Raw genomic sequence first — 17,616 nt, forward strand, 5'->3', positions numbered from 1 at the left:
GTATGAACCTGATCGAAATCCGCGACCTCAGCGTCGCCTTCAGCGGCCAGACCGTGGTACGCAACCTGAGCCTGGATGTACGCCCCGGCGAGTGCCTGGCGCTGGTGGGTGAGTCCGGCTCCGGCAAGTCGGTGACCGCCCATTCGATTCTGCAACTGCTGCCCGAAGCCGGTACTGAAACCCGTGGCTCCGTGAAATATCGCGGCCAGGAACTGGTCGGCGCCTCGGCGTCGACCTTGCAGAAACTGCGCGGCAACCGCATTGCGATGATCTTCCAGGAGCCGATGACCTCCCTCAACCCGCTGCACAGCATCGAAAAACAGATCGGCGAAACCTTGCTGCTGCACAAGGGCCTGGGCGGCAAGGCGGCGCAGGCGCGCATCCTCGAGTTGCTGCAGTTGGTGGGCATCCAGAAACCCCAGGAACGCCTCAAGGCCTATCCGCACCAACTCTCCGGGGGCCAACGCCAACGGGTGATGATCGCCATGGCCCTGGCCTGTGAGCCGGAGCTGCTGATCGCCGACGAGCCCACCACCGCCCTTGACGTGACCGTGCAGCGCAAGATCCTGCTGCTGCTCAAGTCCCTGCAACACCGCCTGGGCATGTCGCTGCTGCTGATCAGCCATGACCTCAACCTGGTGCGCAGCATCGCCCAGCGGGTGTGCGTGATGCACGCCGGCGAGATTGTCGAGCAGGCTGACTGCGAGACCTTGTTCACGGCACCACAACATCCCTACAGCCGCCTGTTGCTGGACGCCGAGCCGTCCGGCGATGTGCTGTGCAGCGAGCCACGGGAGACCGTGCTGGACGTGCACGACCTGAGCGTGCAATTCCCCCTGGGCGGCGGTCTGTTCCGGCGCAAGACCTACCTGCGCGCGGTGGATGGCATCAGCCTCAGCGTACAGCGCGGCAAGACCCTGGGGATTGTCGGCGAGTCCGGTTCGGGCAAGTCCACCCTCGGCCAGGCGATCCTGCGCCTGCTGGATTCCACCGGCAGCATCCGCTTCCAGGGCGAGGCCCTCGACCCGCTCAACCACAAGCAGATGCGCCCGTGGCGCAAGCAGATGCAAGTGGTCTTCCAAGACCCCTACGGCAGCCTCAGCCCGCGCATGTCGGTGCAGCAGATCATCAGCGAAGGCCTGGAGGTGCATGCGCCGTGCAGCCTGGCCGACCGCGATGCGCAAGTGATCCAGGTGCTCAAGGACGTGGGCCTCGACCCCGCCAGCCGCCATCGCTTCCCCCATGAATTCTCCGGCGGCCAGCGCCAACGCATCGCCATCGCCCGCGCGCTGGTGCTCAAGCCGGCGCTGATGCTGCTGGATGAACCGACCTCGGCACTGGACCGTACGGTGCAGAAGCAGGTCGTAGCGTTGCTGCGTGAATTGCAGGAAAAGTACGGCCTGACCTACCTGTTTATCAGCCATGACCTCGCCGTGGTACGCGCCATGGCCCATGACATGATCGTGATCAAGGACGGCAAGGTGGTCGAGCGCGGGCCGAGCCATGACGTTTTCGAAGCGCCGCAGCACCCGTATACCAAAGAACTCCTGGCGGCGGCCGGCGGGCTGTCGTCATGAGTACCAGCCTGACGGACTATCAACAGGTTCGCGGCCTGGCGATCCAGTCGCTGTTCGAGATCATCGAGCAGTCCAGCGAAGGCACGGTGATTGTCGACCGCGACGCCAATATCGTCTGGATGAACGAGCGCTACGCCAAGCGCTTCGGCCTCAAGAGTGCCGATGAAGCCATCGGCCAGCCATGCGAGCGGGTGATTTCCAACAGCCTGTTGCGCCAGGTGGTGCGCACCGACCGGCCGATTCTGCTGGACATCCAGGACACCCCCAAAGGCCCTTTGGTGGTGATGCGCCTGCCGATCCACAACGATGCCGGTGCAGTGATCGGTGCGATTGGCTTTGCCTTGTTCGATGAACTGCGCAACCTGTCGCCGCTGATCGAACGCTACCTGAGCATGCAGCAGGAACTGGCCTCCACCCGCTCGTTGCTGCGTTCACGCCAGAGCAAGTACAACTTCGCGCACTTTATCGGCACCAGCGCCGCGAGCCTGGAAGTCAAACGCCGTGCCCGGCGCAGCGCAGGCGCCGAGTCGCCGGTGCTGTTGCTGGGTGAGACCGGCACCGGCAAGGAATTGCTCGCCCAGGCGATCCACGGTGCCTCACCGCGTGCGCACAAAGCCTTTGTCAGCATCAACAGCGCGGCGATTCCCCATGACCTGCTGGAAGCCGAGTTCTTCGGCACCGCGCCGGGCGCCTTTACCGGTGCCGATCGCAAGGGCCGCCCGGGCAAGTTCCAGATTGCCCAGGGCGGCACGCTGTTCCTCGATGAAATCGGCGATATGCCGCTGCCGCTGCAAAGCAAGCTGCTGCGGGTGTTGCAGGAAAAGGAATTCGAACCAGTGGGTTCCAACGAAATGCTGCACAGCGATGTGCGGGTGATCGCGGCCACCTCCATGGACCTGGAAGCGGCGATCAAGCGCGGTGAGTTCCGTGCGGACCTGTATTACCGCCTGAACGTATTGCCAATCCAGGTGCCGCCGCTGCGTGAGCGGCTGGAGGACATTCCGGCGCTGAGCGAAGCGATCCTCGAGGAACTGCGCAGCCAGCATGAACTGGACCGCGAAGCCCTGGCGCTGTTGGCACAGCATGCGTGGCCGGGAAACATCCGCGAACTGCGCAACGTGCTGGAGCGCGCGGCGTTGCTGAGCGATGACTTGGTGTTGAACGCTGGGGACATTCGTGCGGCGATTGGCACGGTCAGCCCGGTGACGCGCGGCGCGGTGGACACGGCTGAGGGTGAGACGTTTGCGGCGGCGCGGGAGCGGTTTGATCGGCAGGTGATTGCGGCGGCGCTCAGGGCGTGTGAGGGCAATGTGGTCGAGGCGGCCAGGCGATTGGGGTTGGGGCGGTCGACGTTGTACAAGAAAATGGTGGCACTGGGAATTGCCTGATCTCCAAACAGAGACAAAATCCTCCATATAAAGACATTCCCTGTGGGAGGGGGCTTGCACCCCGATAGCAGTAGGTCAGTCAACACATATGCTGGCTTATAAACCGCTATCGGGGGCAAGCCCCCTCCCACATTTGGTCTTCATTTGTCTCTAAATTGAGACAGCATTCAAAAACACTCCAAAGAAATTAAAAAATATCCATATATTTCAACAACTTGAAAATATGGCACACATCTCGCTATAGCCCTCCCCACTGCTTCACCCACAACAATAACAATCCGATGGAGACACACCATGAGTGTGATCATTGCCCTGGCAGCGCTCGCGTTGCTGATGCTGGCTGCCTACCGTGGCTATAGCGTTATCCTGTTTGCCCCCATCGCCGCCCTCGGCGCCGTGCTGCTCACCGACCCCTCCGCCGTCGCCCCTGCCTTTACCGGGGTGTTCATGGAGAAAATGGTCGGCTTTATCAAACTGTATTTCCCGGTGTTCCTGCTCGGTGCGGTGTTCGGCAAGCTGATCGAGCTGTCGGGTTTCTCGCGCTCTATCGTGGCGGCGGCGATCCGTTTGCTCGGCACGCGCCAGGCGATGCTGGTGATCGTGCTGGTCTGCGCCCTGCTCACCTATGGTGGCGTGTCGCTGTTTGTGGTGGTGTTTGCGGTGTACCCGTTTGCGGCGGAGATGTTCCGCCAGAGCAATATCCCCAAGCGCCTGATCCCGGCGACCATCGCCCTCGGTGCGTTTTCGTTCACCATGGACGCCCTGCCCGGCACGCCGCAGATCCAGAACATCATCCCCAGCACCTTCTTCAACACCACCGCCTGGGCGGCGCCGTGGCTGGGGTTGATCGGCACGATTTTCGTGTTCTGCGCCGGCATGCTCTACCTGGCGCGCCAGCGCAACAAGGCCCAGCGCGCGGGTGAAGGCTACGGCACCGAGCTGCGCAACGAGCCTGAGACCGCCGAGAACATTGCCCTGCCCAACCCGTGGATCGCGCTGTCGCCGCTGATCCTGGTGGGCGTGATGAACCTGCTGTTCACCCACTGGATCCCACAGTGGTATGGCAAGACCCACAGCCTCAGCCTGCCGGGCATGAGCGCGCCGGTGACCACTGAAATCGCCAAGCTCACGGCGATCTGGGCGGTGCAGGCGGCGTTGCTGGTGGGCATCATCATGGTGCTGGTATTCGGCTGGTCGGCGATCAAAAGTAAGCTCGCCGACGGCAGCAAAAGCGCGGTCAGCGGCGCGTTGCTGGCGGCGATGAACACCGCTTCCGAATACGGCTTTGGTGCAGTGATCGCCTCGCTGCCGGGCTTCCTGGTACTGGCGGATTGGCTGAAAGGCATCCCCAACCCGCTGGTCAACGAAGCGATTACCGTGACCCTGCTGGCCGGTATCACCGGCTCTGCGTCCGGCGGCATGAGCATCGCCCTGGCGGCCATGTCCGAGAGCTTTATTGCGGCGGCCCATGCGGCCAATATCCCCCTTGAAGTGCTGCACCGGGTCGCGGCCATGGCCAGCGGCGGCATGGACACCCTGCCCCACAACGGCGCGGTGATCACCCTGCTGGCGGTGACCGGCCTGACCCACCGCGAAGCCTACAAGGACATTTTCGGCATCACGATCATCAAGACCCTCGCGGTGTTCGTGGTGATCGGTACTTTCTACGCCACCGGCATTGTGTGAGGTTTTCATGACGAGATTGAACGGCAAGACCGCCCTGGTCACCGGTTCCACCAGCGGCATCGGCCTGGGTATCGCCCTGAGCCTGGCCAAGGCCGGTGCCAACCTGATACTCAACGGCTTCGGCGACGCCAGTGCGGTGGTCGCCCAGGTGCAGGCGTTTGGCGGCAAGGTCGGCCACCACCCGGCGGACGTCAGCGACCCGGCGCAGATCGCCGACATGCTGGCCTACGCCGAGCGTGAGTTCGGCGGTGTCGATATCCTGGTCAACAATGCCGGCATCCAGCATGTGGCGGCGGTGGAGGACTTCCCGGTGGAACGCTGGGACGCGATCATCGCGATCAACCTGTCCTCGGTGTTCCACAGCACGCGCTTGAGCCTGCCGGGCATGAAGGCCAAGGGCTGGGGGCGTATCGTCAACATCGCCTCGGTGCACGGCCAGGTCGGCTCGGTGGGCAAGGCCGCGTACGTGGCGGCCAAGCACGGCGTGATCGGCTTGACCAAGGTGGTGGGCCTGGAGACCGCCACCAGCAACGTGACCTGCAACGCGATCTGCCCCGGCTGGGTGTTGACGCCGCTGGTGCAGAAGCAGATTGATGATCGCGTGGCCAACGGCGTCGATCCGCAGCAGGCGCAACATGATCTGCTGGCGGAGAAACAGCCGTCCCTGGAGTTCGTGACGCCGTCGCAGCTGGGTGAGCTGGTGCTGTTCTTGTGCAGCGAGGCCGGGGCCCAGGTGCGGGGTGCGGCGTGGAACATTGATGGCGGCTGGCTGGCCCAATAAGGCCAGACACATTAGAACGCTATAGTTTGGAAAACCTGCATAAGAACAAGAGACCGTGCTGATGTCCGAAATCCTCTGGCAACCCTCCCCCGAACGCATCCGCACCACGCGGATGGACCACTTCCGACGTTTTATCAATGATCGCCACGGCGTGCAGCTCAGCGATTACCCGGCCCTGCACCAGTGGAGCATCGACCAGCGCCCGGACTTCTGGCAGGCGATCGTCACGTTCTTCGATGTGCAGTTTCGCAGCCCGCCCAGCGCAGTGCTGATCGAAGATGCCGAGATGCCCAGCGCCCAGTGGTTTCCGGGCGCGAGCCTGAATTTTGCCGAACACCTGCTGCGTCGCCGCGACGATCACCCGGCGGTGGTGGCGATCAGCGAGGACGGCCAGCGCGAACAACTGACCTACGCCGAACTGGCCGCCCACGTCGCCGGCCTGCAAAACAGCCTGCGGGCGGCCGGTGTCGGCAGGGGGGACCGGGTCGCCGCGTGCATGCCCAATACCTGGCAAACCCTGGTCGGCATGCTGGCCACCACCAGCCTCGGCGCGATCTGGTCGTGCTCCTCGCCAGACTTCGGCACCCAAGGCGTCATCGACCGTTTCGGCCAGATCGAGCCCAAGGTGCTGATCACCTGCGCCGGCTACCGTTATGCCGGCAAAACCATCGACCAAAGCGCCAAGCTCAATGAAATCCTCGAACGCCTGCCGTCCCTGGAACAATTGATCATCGTCCCGTATGCGCGGCCCCAGGCCTGTGTCGAGGACTATCAGACCCAGGCCCGCGTCGCCCTGTGGAACGACTTCTACCAACCCGGCGGCGAGCCTGAATTCATCGCGGTGCCGTTCGACCATCCGCTGTATATCCTCTATTCCAGCGGCACCACCGGCGTGCCCAAATGCATCATCCACGGCACCGGCGGCGTGCTGCTCACCCACCTCAAGGAACACGGCCTGCACGCGGATATCTCCCGCGAGGACTGCCTGTTCTACTACACCACCTGCGGCTGGATGATGTGGAACTGGCTGGTTTCGGTGCTGGCCATCGGCGCCACGGCGGTGCTGTATGACGGCTCGCCGTTTCACCCCGGCCCGGAACGCTTGATCGACCTGATCGACGCGGAAAAGATCAGCGTGTTCGGCACCAGCCCCAAGTTCCTCGCCACCCTGGAAAAGGCCGGGCTGCAACCGCGCCTGAGCCACGACCTGGGCAGCCTCAAGGGCCTGATTTCCACCGGTTCGCCCTTGTCGCCCCAGAGCTACGACTACGTGTACCGCGAGATCAAGGCCGAGTTGTGCCTGTCTTCGATGTCCGGTGGCACCGATATCGTCTCCTGCTTTGTGATCGGCAATCCGGTGTTGCCGGTGCGGCGCGGGGAAATGCAGTGCAAGAGCCTGGCCATGGCCATCGAGGTGTGGGACGACCAGGGCCAACCGTTGGTCGGGGAAAAAGGCGAGCTGGTGTGCACCCGGCACTTCCCGGCGATGCCCATCGGCTTGTGGAACGACCCGCACCAGAAGAAGCTGCGCGCCTCGTATTTCAGCCAGTTTCCCGGCGTGTGGGCCCAGGGCGACTACGCCGAGCTACGTCCCAACGGCAGCCTGCTGATTCACGGCCGCTCCGACGCAGTGCTCAACCCCGGCGGCGTGCGCATCGGCACCGCGGAGATTTATCGCCAGGTGGAAAAAGTCCCGCAGGTGCTGGAAAGCCTGGCCATCGGCCAACGCTGGCAGGACGATGTGCGCGTGGTGCTGTTTGTGCGCCTGGATGACGGCATCGAACTGGATGAGGCCCTGGCGCAACAGATCCGCCAGGTGATCCGCGCCAACACCACGCCGCGCCATGTGCCGGCGAAGATCCTCGCTGTCAGCGATATCCCCCGCACCATCAGCGGCAAGATCGTCGAACTGGCGGTGCGCAACGTGGTGCACGGCGAGCCGGTGAAAAATACCGACGCACTGGCCAACCCGCAGGCCCTGGAGCAATTCCGCGACCGCCCCGAACTGGCGGAAAGATGAAAGGTTTCAGCCCTGCCGCACTCATTTGAAGACAAACCCTCAATGCATGCTATTTTTCGAGGGTAGTCACCCATCGGTGTCCCACGGGATAATGGGTGTTGTCATTTTTCAAAGCGTTACGCTCAGGGCTTTTTATGAAGGGAACAACCACCGGCAGCGAAGCCGCTGCATTGATTGCGCGGCTGGACTGGGCGCACAGCCCCCTCGGTGAGGCCAATGATTGGCCGCAAAGCCTGCGCACAGCCGTGGACATCGTCATCCACTCACCGATGCCGATGCTCCTGCTGTGGGGCAGCGAACTCACCCAGCTCTACAACGACGGCTTCGCCCTGCTGGCGGGCAATAAACACCCGGACGCCATGGGCCAGCCGGCGCACCAGACCTGGCCGGAACTCGAAAGCTTCACTGCGCCGATCTACGACGCCGTGCTGACCGGCCAGGTGCGCACCTTCAGCGAGCAGCGTTTTGTCCTGCAACGCAACAATCGCGACACCGAAATCTGGCTGGACCTGACCTACAGCCCGATCCGCGATGAAAGCGCCAATGTGGCCGGCATCCTGGTCACGGCCATCGAAACCAACGAACGGCGCAAGGCCCAGCACAACACCGAACAACGCCTGCAACTGGCCCTGGCCGCCACCGATGCGGTGGGCACCTGGGACTGGGACATTGGTGAAGACCGCTTTATCGCCGATGCGCACTTCGCCTACCTGCACGGGGTTGATCCAAGCGACGCCAGCCGGTTGCCGATCAGCGACTACCTGCAAGGCGTACATCCCGAAGATCGCGGCATGGTGGCGCGCAGCATCAAGCATTGCATCACCTTCGGCACTGAATACGCCGAGGAATATCGCTTGCAACAGGCCGACGGCCAGGTGCGCTGGGTGTTCGCCCGAGGGCGTTGCTACAAGGATCATCAAGGCCGCCCCGCGCGCTTCCTCGGCGCGGCACTGGACCTCACCGAGCGCAAAAACACCGAGCAGGCCCTGCGCCAGAGCCAGACCGAACTGCAGTTGATCATCAACGCCATGCCGGTGCTGATCGGCTACGTCGACCACGAGCAGCGTTTTCGCCTGAACAACAGTGCCTACCTCGACTGGTACGGCCTGACGCCCCAGGAGCTGTACGGCAAGACCATCCGCGAGGTGCTCGGCGACGATGTGTACGCCGGGCGCGAGGACAAGATCGCCGCTGCGCTCAGGGGCAAGGCCTGCAGTTTCATGACCGTCACCCCCCATCGCGATGGCCGCCCGCGCCATGCGTTGATGAAATACCTGCCGCGCTTCAGCAATGACGGCTCGGTGAACGGTTTCTACATCTTTGTCATCGATGAAACCGAACGCAAACTCACCGAAGAAGCCCTGCGCCACCTCAACGAGAACCTCGAGGAGCGCGTGGCCCAGCGCACCCAGGCGTTGGCCGAAGCCAACGAACGCCTGCAAAACGAGATGTTCGAACGCGAGCGCGCCGAAGATGCCCTGCGCCATGCGCAGAAGATGGAAGCGGTGGGCCAGCTCACCGGCGGTATCGCCCACGATTTCAATAATATGCTCACCGGTATCATCGGCAGCCTGGACCTGATGCAGCGCTACATCGCCGCCGGGCGCAGCGACGAGATCGGGCGCTTTACCGACGCCGCCGTGTCCTCGGCCCATCGCGCGGCCGCCCTCACCCACCGCCTGCTGGCCTTCTCGCGGCGCCAGTCGCTGGACCTTCGCCCGCTGGATCCAAACCAGTTGGTAGCGTCCCTGGAGGAGCTGTTCCAGCGCACCAAGGGCGCGCATATCACGCTCAAGGTGCAACTGGGCCGCGACATCTGGCCGGTCAACACCGACGCCAGCCAACTGGAAAACGCCCTGCTCAACCTGGTGATCAACGCACGCGACGCCATGCCCGATGGCGGCGAACTGCTGATCGAAACCGCCAACAGTTACCTGGACGGCACCGACATCACCACCCTCGAACCGGTCAGGGCCGGCGACTACGTGATGCTCGGCGTGTGTGACAACGGCAGCGGCATGGCGCCGAAGATTCTCGCCAAGGCGTTCGACCCGTTCTTCACCACCAAGCCCATCGGCCAGGGCACCGGCCTGGGGCTGTCGATGATCTATGGGTTTGCCCAGCAGTCCGGTGGCCACGTGACCATCCAGAGCGAACCGGGCCAGGGCACCTGCGTGCGCCTGTATCTGCCGCGCCTGCACGGCACCTCCCTGGAAAGCAGCCAGCCCGCCCATCTGGGCGAAGTCCCGCTGGCCCTTGCCGGCGAAGCGGTGGTGGTGGTCGAGGATGACCCGGCGGTGCGCATGCTGGTGGTCAATGTGCTCGACGAATTGGGCTATACCGCACACCAGGCGGCGGATGCCCGTGCAGCGCTGCCGTTGCTGGAGTCGGACTTGCGCGTGGACCTGCTGGTGACCGACGTCGGCCTGCCCGGCATGAACGGCCGCCAACTGGCGGAGATCGCCCGCCAGCATCGGCCGGGGCTCAAGGTGCTGTTCATGACCGGCTACGCGGAGAAAGCCGCCGAGCGCCAGGGCTTCCTGGAGGACGGCATGGACATGGTCGCCAAGCCGTTTTCCATCGACCTGCTGGCGACCAAAATCCGCAGCATGATCAGCGTCGATGATTCAGTTCAGGCATAATCGCGCGCCGTCGCACACCTGGTAGAGACCGATGAAAGCCCAAGCCCGCCATATCCTGGTGAAAACCAGCGAAGAAGCCGAACAACTCAAGCAGCGCATTGCCAAGGGCGAAGCCTTTGATGTGCTGGCCAAGAAGTACTCCACGTGCCCCTCCGGCAAGCGCGGCGGCGACTTGGGTGAAGTGCGGCCGGGGCAGATGGTCGGGGTGATCGATGCGGTGATCTTCAAGAAACCGGTGAAGGTGGTGCACGGGCCGATCAAGAGCAAGTTCGGGTATCACCTGGTGCAGGTGTTTTACCGGGATTGAGGCTTTGGCTTAAGACCGCTATCGGGGGCAAGCCCCCTCCCACAGGGGGTTTGCTCCCGATCCGCCGCAGGCGGCCATTCACCTACTCCCTGGGGATCAGCGCCCCCGGCACCTGGATGACCCGGCTCGCCAATCGATGCCCGGCCAACGCCGCCTCCTGGGGCGAACCACCCTTGAGCCGACTGGCCAGGTACGCCGCACTGAACGAATCCCCCGCCGCCGTGGTGTCCACCACCTTCTCCACCTTCAGCGCCGGCACGGCAAGGCGCTCACCGTCGCAACGGATCAAACACGCATCGGCACCGCGCTTGAGCACCACTTCCGCAATCGCCGGGTACGCCGCGAATACCTGTTCGCTGTCGGCATAACCAAACAACGCGCGTTCGTCATCCTCGGTCAGCAAGGCGATATCCACCTCAGCCAGTACGCTGCGATAAGCCTCGCGGGCAACGTCCACCGTGGCCCAGAGTCGCGGCCGGTAGTTGTTGTCGAACACCACTGCACCGCCACGTCGGCGGGTTTCGCTCAGGACTTCGAGCAGGCGCTGGCGCCCGACTTCACCCAGCACCGCCAGGGTAATGCCGCTGAAATACACCACGTTGTAGTCCGGCAATGCCGCCAGGATCGGTTCGGCCGCCGGCGTGGTAAAGCAGTCGCGCACGGCCGCTTCGTTGCGCCAGTAGAGGAATTTGCGCTCGCCGTTGGCATCGGTCTGGATGCAGTACAAGCCGGGCAAACGCCCGGGCAGGCGCTGGACCCGCTCCAGCCCCAGGCCTTCTTCGGCCCAGTGCGCACACATGGCGTCGCTGAAGCTGTCATCGCCCAAGGCGGTGACATAGTCCACCGTGCCGATATCCCCCAGCTCACGGCGCAGGTACACCGCCGCGTTCAGGGTGTCGCCGCCGAAGCTCTGTTGCAGGCTGCCGTCGGCGCGGTGTTGCAATTCGATCATGCATTCGCCGATCAGGGCGATGCGGGGATGGGTGGTGGTCATGGCTTTACACTCAGAAACGGGTTTCCAGGGACTCGATCACCCGCAACTGCTCATCCACCAGGCAGCCGACCTGCCACTTGTCGAAGGTCAGGCAAGGGTGCGAGGTGCCGAAGGAAATGATGTCACCGATGCGCAGCTCGATACCTGCCGCGACGGTCATGAAGGCGTGCTGGTCCATCACGGCGGTGACGGTGCAGGCGCTCACATCATCGCCTTCCGCCGGCAGGATTCCGGCGCGATAGCGTTTAAGCGGCACCGGCAAACCGGCGTCGTAGGCCACGTCGCGCTTGCCCAGGGCGATCACCGCAAACCCCGGCTCAGGCAACGATTGCACATGGGCCCAGACTTCCAGGGCCGGGCGCAGGCCTTCCTGGAGGTCGCTGCGACGGTCGAGCACGCAGCATTGCGCCTCTTTGTAGATGCCATGGTCGTGGGCCACATAGCTGCCGGGGCGCAATACGCTGAGGAAACGGCCAGCGGCGTTTTGGGTTTCGAAGGACTCGGCAATCAGGTCGTACCAGGCCGACCCCGACGCCGTGATAATAGGCTTGGGCAGGTCGAAGGACCCGTTGTCTTGCAAGTCCACGGCCAGGCGCACCAGGCTCGCGGCGAAGTCGCGGATGCCATTGATGGTGTGCTCGCCGTGGATCACCCCTTCGTAGCCTTCGATACCGGTGAGGGCCAGGGCCGGCTGGGCCTTGATCGCCTTGGCCAGGTCGCGCACTTCCTGCTCGCTGCGGCAACCGCAACGGCCACCGACCACGCCGTATTCGATCATCACGTTGAGGCGCAGGCCACGGGCGGCGAAGAACAGGCCCAGGTCGGCGACGTTGTCCGGGTGGTCGACCATGCAGTGGAAGTCAAAATCCTTGTCGGCCAGCAGGTCGGCGATCAACGCCATGTTCGGTGCGCCCACCAACTGGTTGGCCATCAGCACCCGGCGCACGCCACTGGCATAGGCGGCGCGGGTCTGCACCGCGTTGGCCAGGGTGATGCCCCAGGCGCCCGCGGCAAGCTGGCGCTGGAACAATGCCGGCATCATGCTGGTCTTGCCGTGGGGCGCCAGTTCCGCGCCGCTGTTGCTGACGAAATCCTGCATCCAGCGAATGTTGTGTTCCAGGGCGTCGCGGTGCAGCACCAGGGCGGGCAGGCTGACGTCACGGACCAGGTGGGCACCGACGGCGGCGGCGCCCTTTTCAACGGCATTGATGGCAGACATGAAGTACTCCTATTCGTTGATGCGACGGGCCAGGTTGTTGGCGCTGTCGATCAACACCCGGCGGTAGTCGTTGTAGTTTTTGCTCGCATCGGCCCGAGGGGCGACGATGCACAGCGTCGCAATGCTGATGCCCTGCGCGTCCCGGACCGGGGCGGCAAAGCAGTGGGTAAAGGTGTCGGCCACACTGTCGAAGGAAAAGAACCCATCGAGGGTGGCCTGGCGGATTTGCGCGAGAAAGGTCTCCAGCGGCAGGCGCTGGCCGTCCGGCAGGATAAAGTCGTCGTGGTCGATCAGGTCGATGATCTGCTGGTCGCTCAAGTGCCCCAGCAACAGGCGCCCGGAGGCGGTCCATGGGATCGGCGCGTCTTCACCGATGTCCGAGGAAATACGGAAATGCCGCTCGCCTTCGCGCATCAGCGCCACCGTGTATTTGCGCCCGTTGAGCAGGCACATCTGCGCGGTTTCGTGGGTTTGGCTGACGATCTCCTGCAAGGCGTGGTCGGCCTCGCGGGTCAGGTCGAAATGGCGCAGGTGCGCCTGGCCGAGGAAGTACAGCTGGCGGCCGAGGTAGACGTGACCGTCCTTGCCCACGGTTTCGAGGATGCGCCGCTCCAACAGGGACGCGACCAATTCGTAGACCGTGGATTTGGGGCTGCCGATGCCGCTGGCAATATCATTCGGGCGCAGGGGCTGGCCGATTTCCTTGAGAAAATCGAGGATATCGAATGCACGGTCCAGGCCTTTGGCGCGGCGTTTGATGGTGTCTTCGGTCATGGCAATTTCGGTCCGGTCGAAGTTGTTGGGTACGACACAATTCTCCTGTGGGAGGGGGCTTGCCCCCGATGAGGGAGTGTCAGCACATACATTTGTGACTGACTCACCGCCATCGGGGGCAAGCCCCCTCCCACATTGGATTTGCAGTGGGCTTAAGAGTGAGGGCAATTTAGCCCTTTTTCTTGTAGGCCACGCAATCAATCTCGACCTTGCAATCCACCATCATGCTGGCCTGCACACAGGCCCGCGCCGGGGCGTGTTCCGGGGTGAAGTATTCGCCGAAGACCTTGTTGAAACTCCAAAAGTCACGCGGGTCTTCCAGCCACACGCCGACCCGCACCACATCTTTCAACTCGTAGCCGGCTTCTTCGAGGATCGCCACCACGTTGCGCAGGGTCTGCCGGGTTTGCTCGATAATCCCGCCGGTGATGATTTCGCCGTCCACCGCAGGCACTTGGCCCGAGACGTACAACCAACCGTCCGCTTCCACCGCGCGGGCGAAGGGACGCGGCTGGCCACCGCCGGCCGTACTGCCGGCTCCGTAACGAGTGATGCTCATAAAACGATGCTCCTGATTAAAAACGAATGTTCTTGAGAAATTCCGCCAGGCGCGGCGATTGCGGCCGCTCGAAGATGTCCTTCGACGAGCCCTGCTCTTCAATCCGGCCCTGGTTCATGAAGACGATCTTGTCCGAGACTTCATAGGCAAAGCGCATTTCGTGGGTGACCAGCAACATGGTCATGCCCTCTTCCGCCAGGCCCTTGATCACACTGAGCACCTCGCCCACCAATTCCGGGTCGAGGGCCGAAGTGACTTCGTCGAACAGCATCAGGCTCGGGTTCATGGCAATGGCACGGGCTATCGCCACACGCTGCTGCTGGCCGCCGGACAGTTGGCCGGGAAAGTGATCGCGGCGCTGCAAAAGTCCTACACGGTCCAACCATTTTTCCGCGAGTGCCACCGCCTCGTCCTTAGGCATTTTCTTAACCTTCAACAGGCCGAGGGTGACGTTCTGCAACGCGCTCAGATGGGGAAACAGGTTGAACTGCTGGAACGCCATGCCGGTCATCGCCCGGTGCTGGGCGATCACCCGTTCAGGGTGACGCACACGCTTGCCGCCGATGTCGCTGTAGCCGATGGACTCGCCATCGAGGGTGATCTGCCCGCCCTGGAATTCTTCCAGCAGGTTGACGCAACGCAGCAAGGTGGTCTTGCCCGAGCCGCTGGAGCCGATCAACGTCACCACGTTGCCGCGCTCCATGGACAGGTCGACGCCCTTGAGCACTTCGACCTCGCCGTATTGTTTACGCAGGCCGCGGATGTCCAGCAGCGGCTCGGTTGTTTGAGGTTGGTTCATGGCAAGGCCACCCGCTTTTCAATGTAGCGCCCGAATAACTCGATGGCGTAGTTGATGACAAAGAACAGAAACCCGGCGAACAGGTAGAACTCCAGGGTCATGAAGGTACGCGCGATCACTTGTTGGGTACTCAGCAGCAATTCGGCCACGCCGATCACCGAGAGCAAGGTCGAGGCCTTGACGATTTCCGTCGAGGAATTGACCCAGGTCGGCAGGATCTGCCGCAGCGCCTGGGGCAGCAGCACGTAGGCCAGGGACTGCTGGAACGTCAGGCCAATCGCCTTGCCTGCTTCCAGCTGCCCACGGGGAATGGCTTGCAGTGCACCGCGCACGATTTCCGACACGTGGGAGCCGCAGAACAGCGTGAGCCCGACGGCGCCGGCCTGGAACGCGGTGATTTTCCAACCGAGCGCCGGCAGCATGTAGAAACACGCCAACACCAGCACAAACACCGGCGTGCCACGGATCAGGTCGACATACAGGCGAAACGGTGCGCGCATCCAGAATTTGCCGTAGGTCAGGATCAACCCGGCGACGATACCGATCAGCGTGCCAAAGATAATCGCCAGCGCCGACACCGCGACACTGGCCTGAAACCCCGCCCAGAGCGTATCCCGGGCGATCCACAACTCATGCAGCCAGCTGGGGGACTCGTACATGGACACCCTCCTTAACGACGGATCGCCAGACGCTGCTCCAGATAACGGAGCAGCATGGCAATGAGGTAACAGGCCGCCACGTAGAGCGCGGTCGTGACCAACCAGGTTTCAATCACCCGGTAGCTTTCGACGTTGATCTTGCGGGCGTAATAGGTCAGCTCGGGCACTGCGATGGCGGCGGCCAGGGAAGTGTCCTTGAACAGCGAAATGAAGTTGTTCGACAGCGCCGGCAATACATTGCGCAGCATCACCGGTACGGTGATGTAGGCGCGGATCCGCCATTCGCCGAGGCCAATGGCCAGTCCGGCTTCGCGCAAGCCCTTGGGAATATTCAACAGCCCGGCGCGGAACACTTCGGTCAGGTAGGCACCGGCGTACAGCGACAGGGTGATGATGAACGACGGGATCTTGTCCAGGCGGATACCCAGGCTGGGCAACGCAAAGTAGATCAACAGGATCAGCACCAGGATCGGCGTATTGCGGATCACCGTCACATACACCGAGGCGAAGATGCGCAGCGCACGGTGTCTGGACAGCATGGCAAACGCCATCAACAGGCCGATCACGCAGCCGATGGCGATCGACAGCAATGCCAGTTGCAGGCCCAGGCCGAGCCCCGCCAGCAAGGTGTCGAAATCGCGCCACACGGCGGCAAAGTTCAACTGATAGTTCATGGTCAGCAGTACCTGATGGGGGCGCCGTTGGCGGCGCCCCGGTTTTCACGAATCACTTGAACTCGACGGGGAAGCCGATGGCAGGTTCCGGCAGGTCCACACCGAACCACTGCTTGAACGACGCCTTGTAGGTGGGGAATTCCACACCGGTCATGGCTTCATGCAGCGCGGTGTTGACGAAGTTCAGCCAGTCCTGGTCGCCACGCTTGACCGCACACGCGTAGGTCTGCGGACTCCAGGCATAGGCCGGGCTGCGGTAGCGGCCAGGGTTCTGCACCATCAGGTACTTGACCGAGGACTGGTCGGTGGCGGCAGCATCGGCGCGACCGGAGTTCACCGCCTGGTACATCAGGTCGACGCTGTCGTACTGGTCGACCTTGGCCTTGGGCAGCGCCTGGTGCACCAGTTCTTCGGCATACACGTTCTGCAGCACCGCCACGGTGACGCCATCGCCCGCCGCCTGCAGGTCTTCGATTTCCTTGTACTTGCTGTTGTTCGGCAGCAGCAGGCCCACGCCTTCGCGGTAGTACGGCAGCGTGAACGCCACTTGCTGGGCACGGCTGGCGGTGACGGTGATGAACTGGCAGCTCATGTCGACCTTGTCGGTCAGCAGGTTGGGAATGCGGGCGTCGGAGGACTGCACCACAAACTCGACCTTGCTCGGGTCGTTGAACAACCCCTTGGCCACAATCCGGCCGATGTCGATATCAAACCCCTGCAACTTGCCATCCGCTCCCTGGAAGTGCCACGGCGCATTGGTACTGCCTGTACCCACGATCAGGTGCCCACGCTTGAGCACATCATCGAGCTTGCTGTCCGCCGCCTGCACGATGCCTGCGAGGGAAGCCGATGCGGCGAAGAGAAAAACACACGCTTTAAACACGGAAGGTCGGTGATGCATGACAAGCACTCCAGGAGTTGTGTATTCCGCTATACCGGAACTTAGTATGTAACAACGGAATAGACAGCAGAAAGTGTGCCACACGCCCCCAAACAAAAACATGCCTGTAATAAAGGCTTGTTAAATCAGATAGATAAATATTTCTGGGAGACAAGGCGCTACGCCAGTATCTGCAATCACTTTGCTACCCAAGGCCCCATATGGCGGTGACAGGTCCCTTTGGACGCACTGCAGCAGCGTTACCGCGCACCGTTGCAGTGCGCGCGCAGCGTGGAAAAATCCCCACGCTGGACTAGCCTTGGCACATCCCTGCCGACAAGGACCCTGCCCTGATGAAGTCATGTCTTACCCTGGTGGTGCTCACCTTGCTGGCAGCCGGCAACGCGTCGGCCAGCAACGACCGCCGCGAATGCAAGGAAGAACTGCGCAGGCTCAAGGAAGCCTTCGACACCAACTACACCAGCCAGAACCACCACGACTACCGCCGGGCCAAGGCCTCCCGGGACAATGAGGAATACCGCAAGTGCGCAAACCAGGCGCGCAAGGCCCGGGAACGTGTGGAGCGTGAGGCAGACCTGTGAAGGTTGACAGTAGACGGTAACGGTCCCCCGGGCTTAGCGTTGGCAAAAATCCTGC

General features: G+C 62.8%; 16 protein-coding genes. 8 read left to right on the forward strand and 8 right to left on the reverse strand.

Annotated elements, in window-relative coordinates; translation table 11 throughout:
- Positions 1-2: 2 nt before the first annotated feature.
- From BM416_RS03170 to BM416_RS03200, 7 genes are all read left to right on the forward strand, one after another.
- Positions 3-1,577, forward strand: a complete 1,575-nt coding sequence (locus BM416_RS03170; RefSeq protein ID WP_092485293.1) for an ABC transporter ATP-binding protein — start codon at positions 3-5, stop codon at positions 1,575-1,577.
- On the forward strand, positions 1,574-2,965 hold the full coding sequence (locus tag BM416_RS03175) for a sigma-54 interaction domain-containing protein (RefSeq protein ID WP_092485296.1): 1,392 nt from the start codon (positions 1,574-1,576) through the stop codon (positions 2,963-2,965). The genes BM416_RS03170 and BM416_RS03175 overlap by 4 nt, the downstream gene beginning before the upstream one ends.
- A 294-nt stretch (positions 2,966-3,259) precedes the next feature.
- A complete protein-coding gene (locus BM416_RS03180; protein WP_065927160.1) occupies positions 3,260-4,651 on the forward strand; it encodes a GntP family permease in 1,392 nt (463 codons plus the stop codon).
- Positions 4,652-4,658: 7 nt separating this feature from the next.
- On the forward strand, positions 4,659-5,432 hold the full coding sequence (locus BM416_RS03185) for a 3-hydroxybutyrate dehydrogenase (protein ID WP_092356753.1): 774 nt from the start codon (positions 4,659-4,661) through the stop codon (positions 5,430-5,432).
- Between the two features lie 61 nt (positions 5,433-5,493).
- Positions 5,494-7,452, forward strand: a complete 1,959-nt coding sequence (locus BM416_RS03190; protein WP_092485299.1) for an acetoacetate--CoA ligase — start codon at positions 5,494-5,496, stop codon at positions 7,450-7,452.
- Between the two features lie 134 nt (positions 7,453-7,586).
- Entirely contained in the window at positions 7,587-10,094 is a 2,508-nt protein-coding gene (locus BM416_RS03195; protein WP_092485302.1) for a PAS domain-containing hybrid sensor histidine kinase/response regulator, read from the forward strand.
- A 31-nt stretch (positions 10,095-10,125) separates the two neighbouring features.
- The gene (locus tag BM416_RS03200) at positions 10,126-10,401 is read left to right on the forward strand and encodes a peptidylprolyl isomerase (protein ID WP_010564624.1); all 276 of its coding nucleotides are present in this window, start codon (positions 10,126-10,128) and stop codon (positions 10,399-10,401) included.
- Positions 10,402-10,483: 82 nt separating this feature from the next.
- Here the strand turns inward: BM416_RS03200 and BM416_RS03205 are convergent, their stop codons facing one another.
- From BM416_RS03205 to BM416_RS03240, 8 genes are all read right to left on the reverse strand, one after another.
- The gene (locus BM416_RS03205; RefSeq protein ID WP_092485305.1) at positions 10,484-11,395 is read right to left on the reverse strand and encodes a sugar kinase; all 912 of its coding nucleotides are present in this window, start codon (positions 11,393-11,395) and stop codon (positions 10,484-10,486) included.
- A 10-nt stretch (positions 11,396-11,405) separates the two neighbouring features.
- The gene (locus tag BM416_RS03210; RefSeq protein ID WP_092485308.1) at positions 11,406-12,614 is read right to left on the reverse strand and encodes an amino acid deaminase; all 1,209 of its coding nucleotides are present in this window, start codon (positions 12,612-12,614) and stop codon (positions 11,406-11,408) included.
- Positions 12,615-12,623: 9 nt separating this feature from the next.
- The gene (locus BM416_RS03215; protein WP_065927191.1) at positions 12,624-13,388 is read right to left on the reverse strand and encodes an IclR family transcriptional regulator; all 765 of its coding nucleotides are present in this window, start codon (positions 13,386-13,388) and stop codon (positions 12,624-12,626) included.
- A 169-nt stretch (positions 13,389-13,557) separates the two neighbouring features.
- On the reverse strand, positions 13,558-13,947 hold the full coding sequence (locus tag BM416_RS03220; protein ID WP_092485311.1) for a RidA family protein: 390 nt from the start codon (positions 13,945-13,947) through the stop codon (positions 13,558-13,560).
- Positions 13,948-13,963: 16 nt separating this feature from the next.
- Entirely contained in the window at positions 13,964-14,746 is a 783-nt protein-coding gene (locus BM416_RS03225; protein WP_065941974.1) for an amino acid ABC transporter ATP-binding protein, read from the reverse strand.
- Positions 14,743-15,405, reverse strand: coding sequence for an amino acid ABC transporter permease (locus tag BM416_RS03230; RefSeq protein ID WP_027608631.1), 663 nt, complete (start codon positions 15,403-15,405; stop codon positions 14,743-14,745). The genes BM416_RS03225 and BM416_RS03230 overlap by 4 nt, the downstream gene beginning before the upstream one ends.
- Before the next feature lie 11 nt (positions 15,406-15,416).
- Positions 15,417-16,079: an amino acid ABC transporter permease gene (locus tag BM416_RS03235; protein WP_090403350.1), complete on the reverse strand. Its 663-nt coding sequence runs from the start codon at positions 16,077-16,079 to the stop codon at positions 15,417-15,419.
- Positions 16,080-16,131: 52 nt separating this feature from the next.
- The gene (locus tag BM416_RS03240) at positions 16,132-16,980 is read right to left on the reverse strand and encodes a transporter substrate-binding domain-containing protein (protein ID WP_027608633.1); all 849 of its coding nucleotides are present in this window, start codon (positions 16,978-16,980) and stop codon (positions 16,132-16,134) included.
- A 332-nt stretch (positions 16,981-17,312) separates the two neighbouring features.
- Between BM416_RS03240 and BM416_RS03245 the strand changes: the two genes are divergently transcribed.
- Entirely contained in the window at positions 17,313-17,561 is a 249-nt protein-coding gene (locus BM416_RS03245) for a hypothetical protein (RefSeq protein ID WP_092485314.1), read from the forward strand.
- Positions 17,562-17,616 lie beyond the last annotated feature (55 nt).

The organism is Pseudomonas sp. NFACC42-2 (assembly GCF_900116055.1).
Taxonomy (GTDB): domain Bacteria; phylum Pseudomonadota; class Gammaproteobacteria; order Pseudomonadales; family Pseudomonadaceae; genus Aquipseudomonas; species Aquipseudomonas marginalis.

Excerpts from the sequence above, each read along its gene's own strand:
- BM416_RS03195 (WP_092485302.1), top strand. The coding sequence starts at position 7,587 with ATGAAGGGAACAACCACCGGCAGCGAAGCCGCTGCATTGATTGCGCGG.
- BM416_RS03245 (WP_092485314.1), top strand. The coding sequence starts at position 17,313 with ATGAAGTCATGTCTTACCCTGGTGGTGCTCACCTTGCTGGCAGCCGGC.
- BM416_RS03230 (WP_027608631.1), bottom strand. The coding sequence starts at position 15,405 with ATGTACGAGTCCCCCAGCTGGCTGCATGAGTTGTGGATCGCCCGGGAT.
- BM416_RS03180 (WP_065927160.1), top strand. The coding sequence starts at position 3,260 with ATGAGTGTGATCATTGCCCTGGCAGCGCTCGCGTTGCTGATGCTGGCT.
- BM416_RS03240 (WP_027608633.1), bottom strand. The coding sequence starts at position 16,980 with ATGCATCACCGACCTTCCGTGTTTAAAGCGTGTGTTTTTCTCTTCGCC.
- BM416_RS03235 (WP_090403350.1), bottom strand. The coding sequence starts at position 16,079 with ATGAACTATCAGTTGAACTTTGCCGCCGTGTGGCGCGATTTCGACACC.
- BM416_RS03205 (WP_092485305.1), bottom strand. The coding sequence starts at position 11,395 with ATGACCACCACCCATCCCCGCATCGCCCTGATCGGCGAATGCATGATC.
- BM416_RS03215 (WP_065927191.1), bottom strand. The coding sequence starts at position 13,388 with ATGACCGAAGACACCATCAAACGCCGCGCCAAAGGCCTGGACCGTGCA.
- BM416_RS03210 (WP_092485308.1), bottom strand. The coding sequence starts at position 12,614 with ATGTCTGCCATCAATGCCGTTGAAAAGGGCGCCGCCGCCGTCGGTGCC.
- BM416_RS03220 (WP_092485311.1), bottom strand. The coding sequence starts at position 13,947 with ATGAGCATCACTCGTTACGGAGCCGGCAGTACGGCCGGCGGTGGCCAG.
- BM416_RS03185 (WP_092356753.1), top strand. The coding sequence starts at position 4,659 with ATGACGAGATTGAACGGCAAGACCGCCCTGGTCACCGGTTCCACCAGC.
- BM416_RS03190 (WP_092485299.1), top strand. The coding sequence starts at position 5,494 with ATGTCCGAAATCCTCTGGCAACCCTCCCCCGAACGCATCCGCACCACG.
- BM416_RS03200 (WP_010564624.1), top strand. The coding sequence starts at position 10,126 with ATGAAAGCCCAAGCCCGCCATATCCTGGTGAAAACCAGCGAAGAAGCC.
- BM416_RS03225 (WP_065941974.1), bottom strand. The coding sequence starts at position 14,746 with ATGAACCAACCTCAAACAACCGAGCCGCTGCTGGACATCCGCGGCCTG.
- BM416_RS03170 (WP_092485293.1), top strand. The coding sequence starts at position 3 with ATGAACCTGATCGAAATCCGCGACCTCAGCGTCGCCTTCAGCGGCCAG.
- BM416_RS03175 (WP_092485296.1), top strand. The coding sequence starts at position 1,574 with ATGAGTACCAGCCTGACGGACTATCAACAGGTTCGCGGCCTGGCGATC.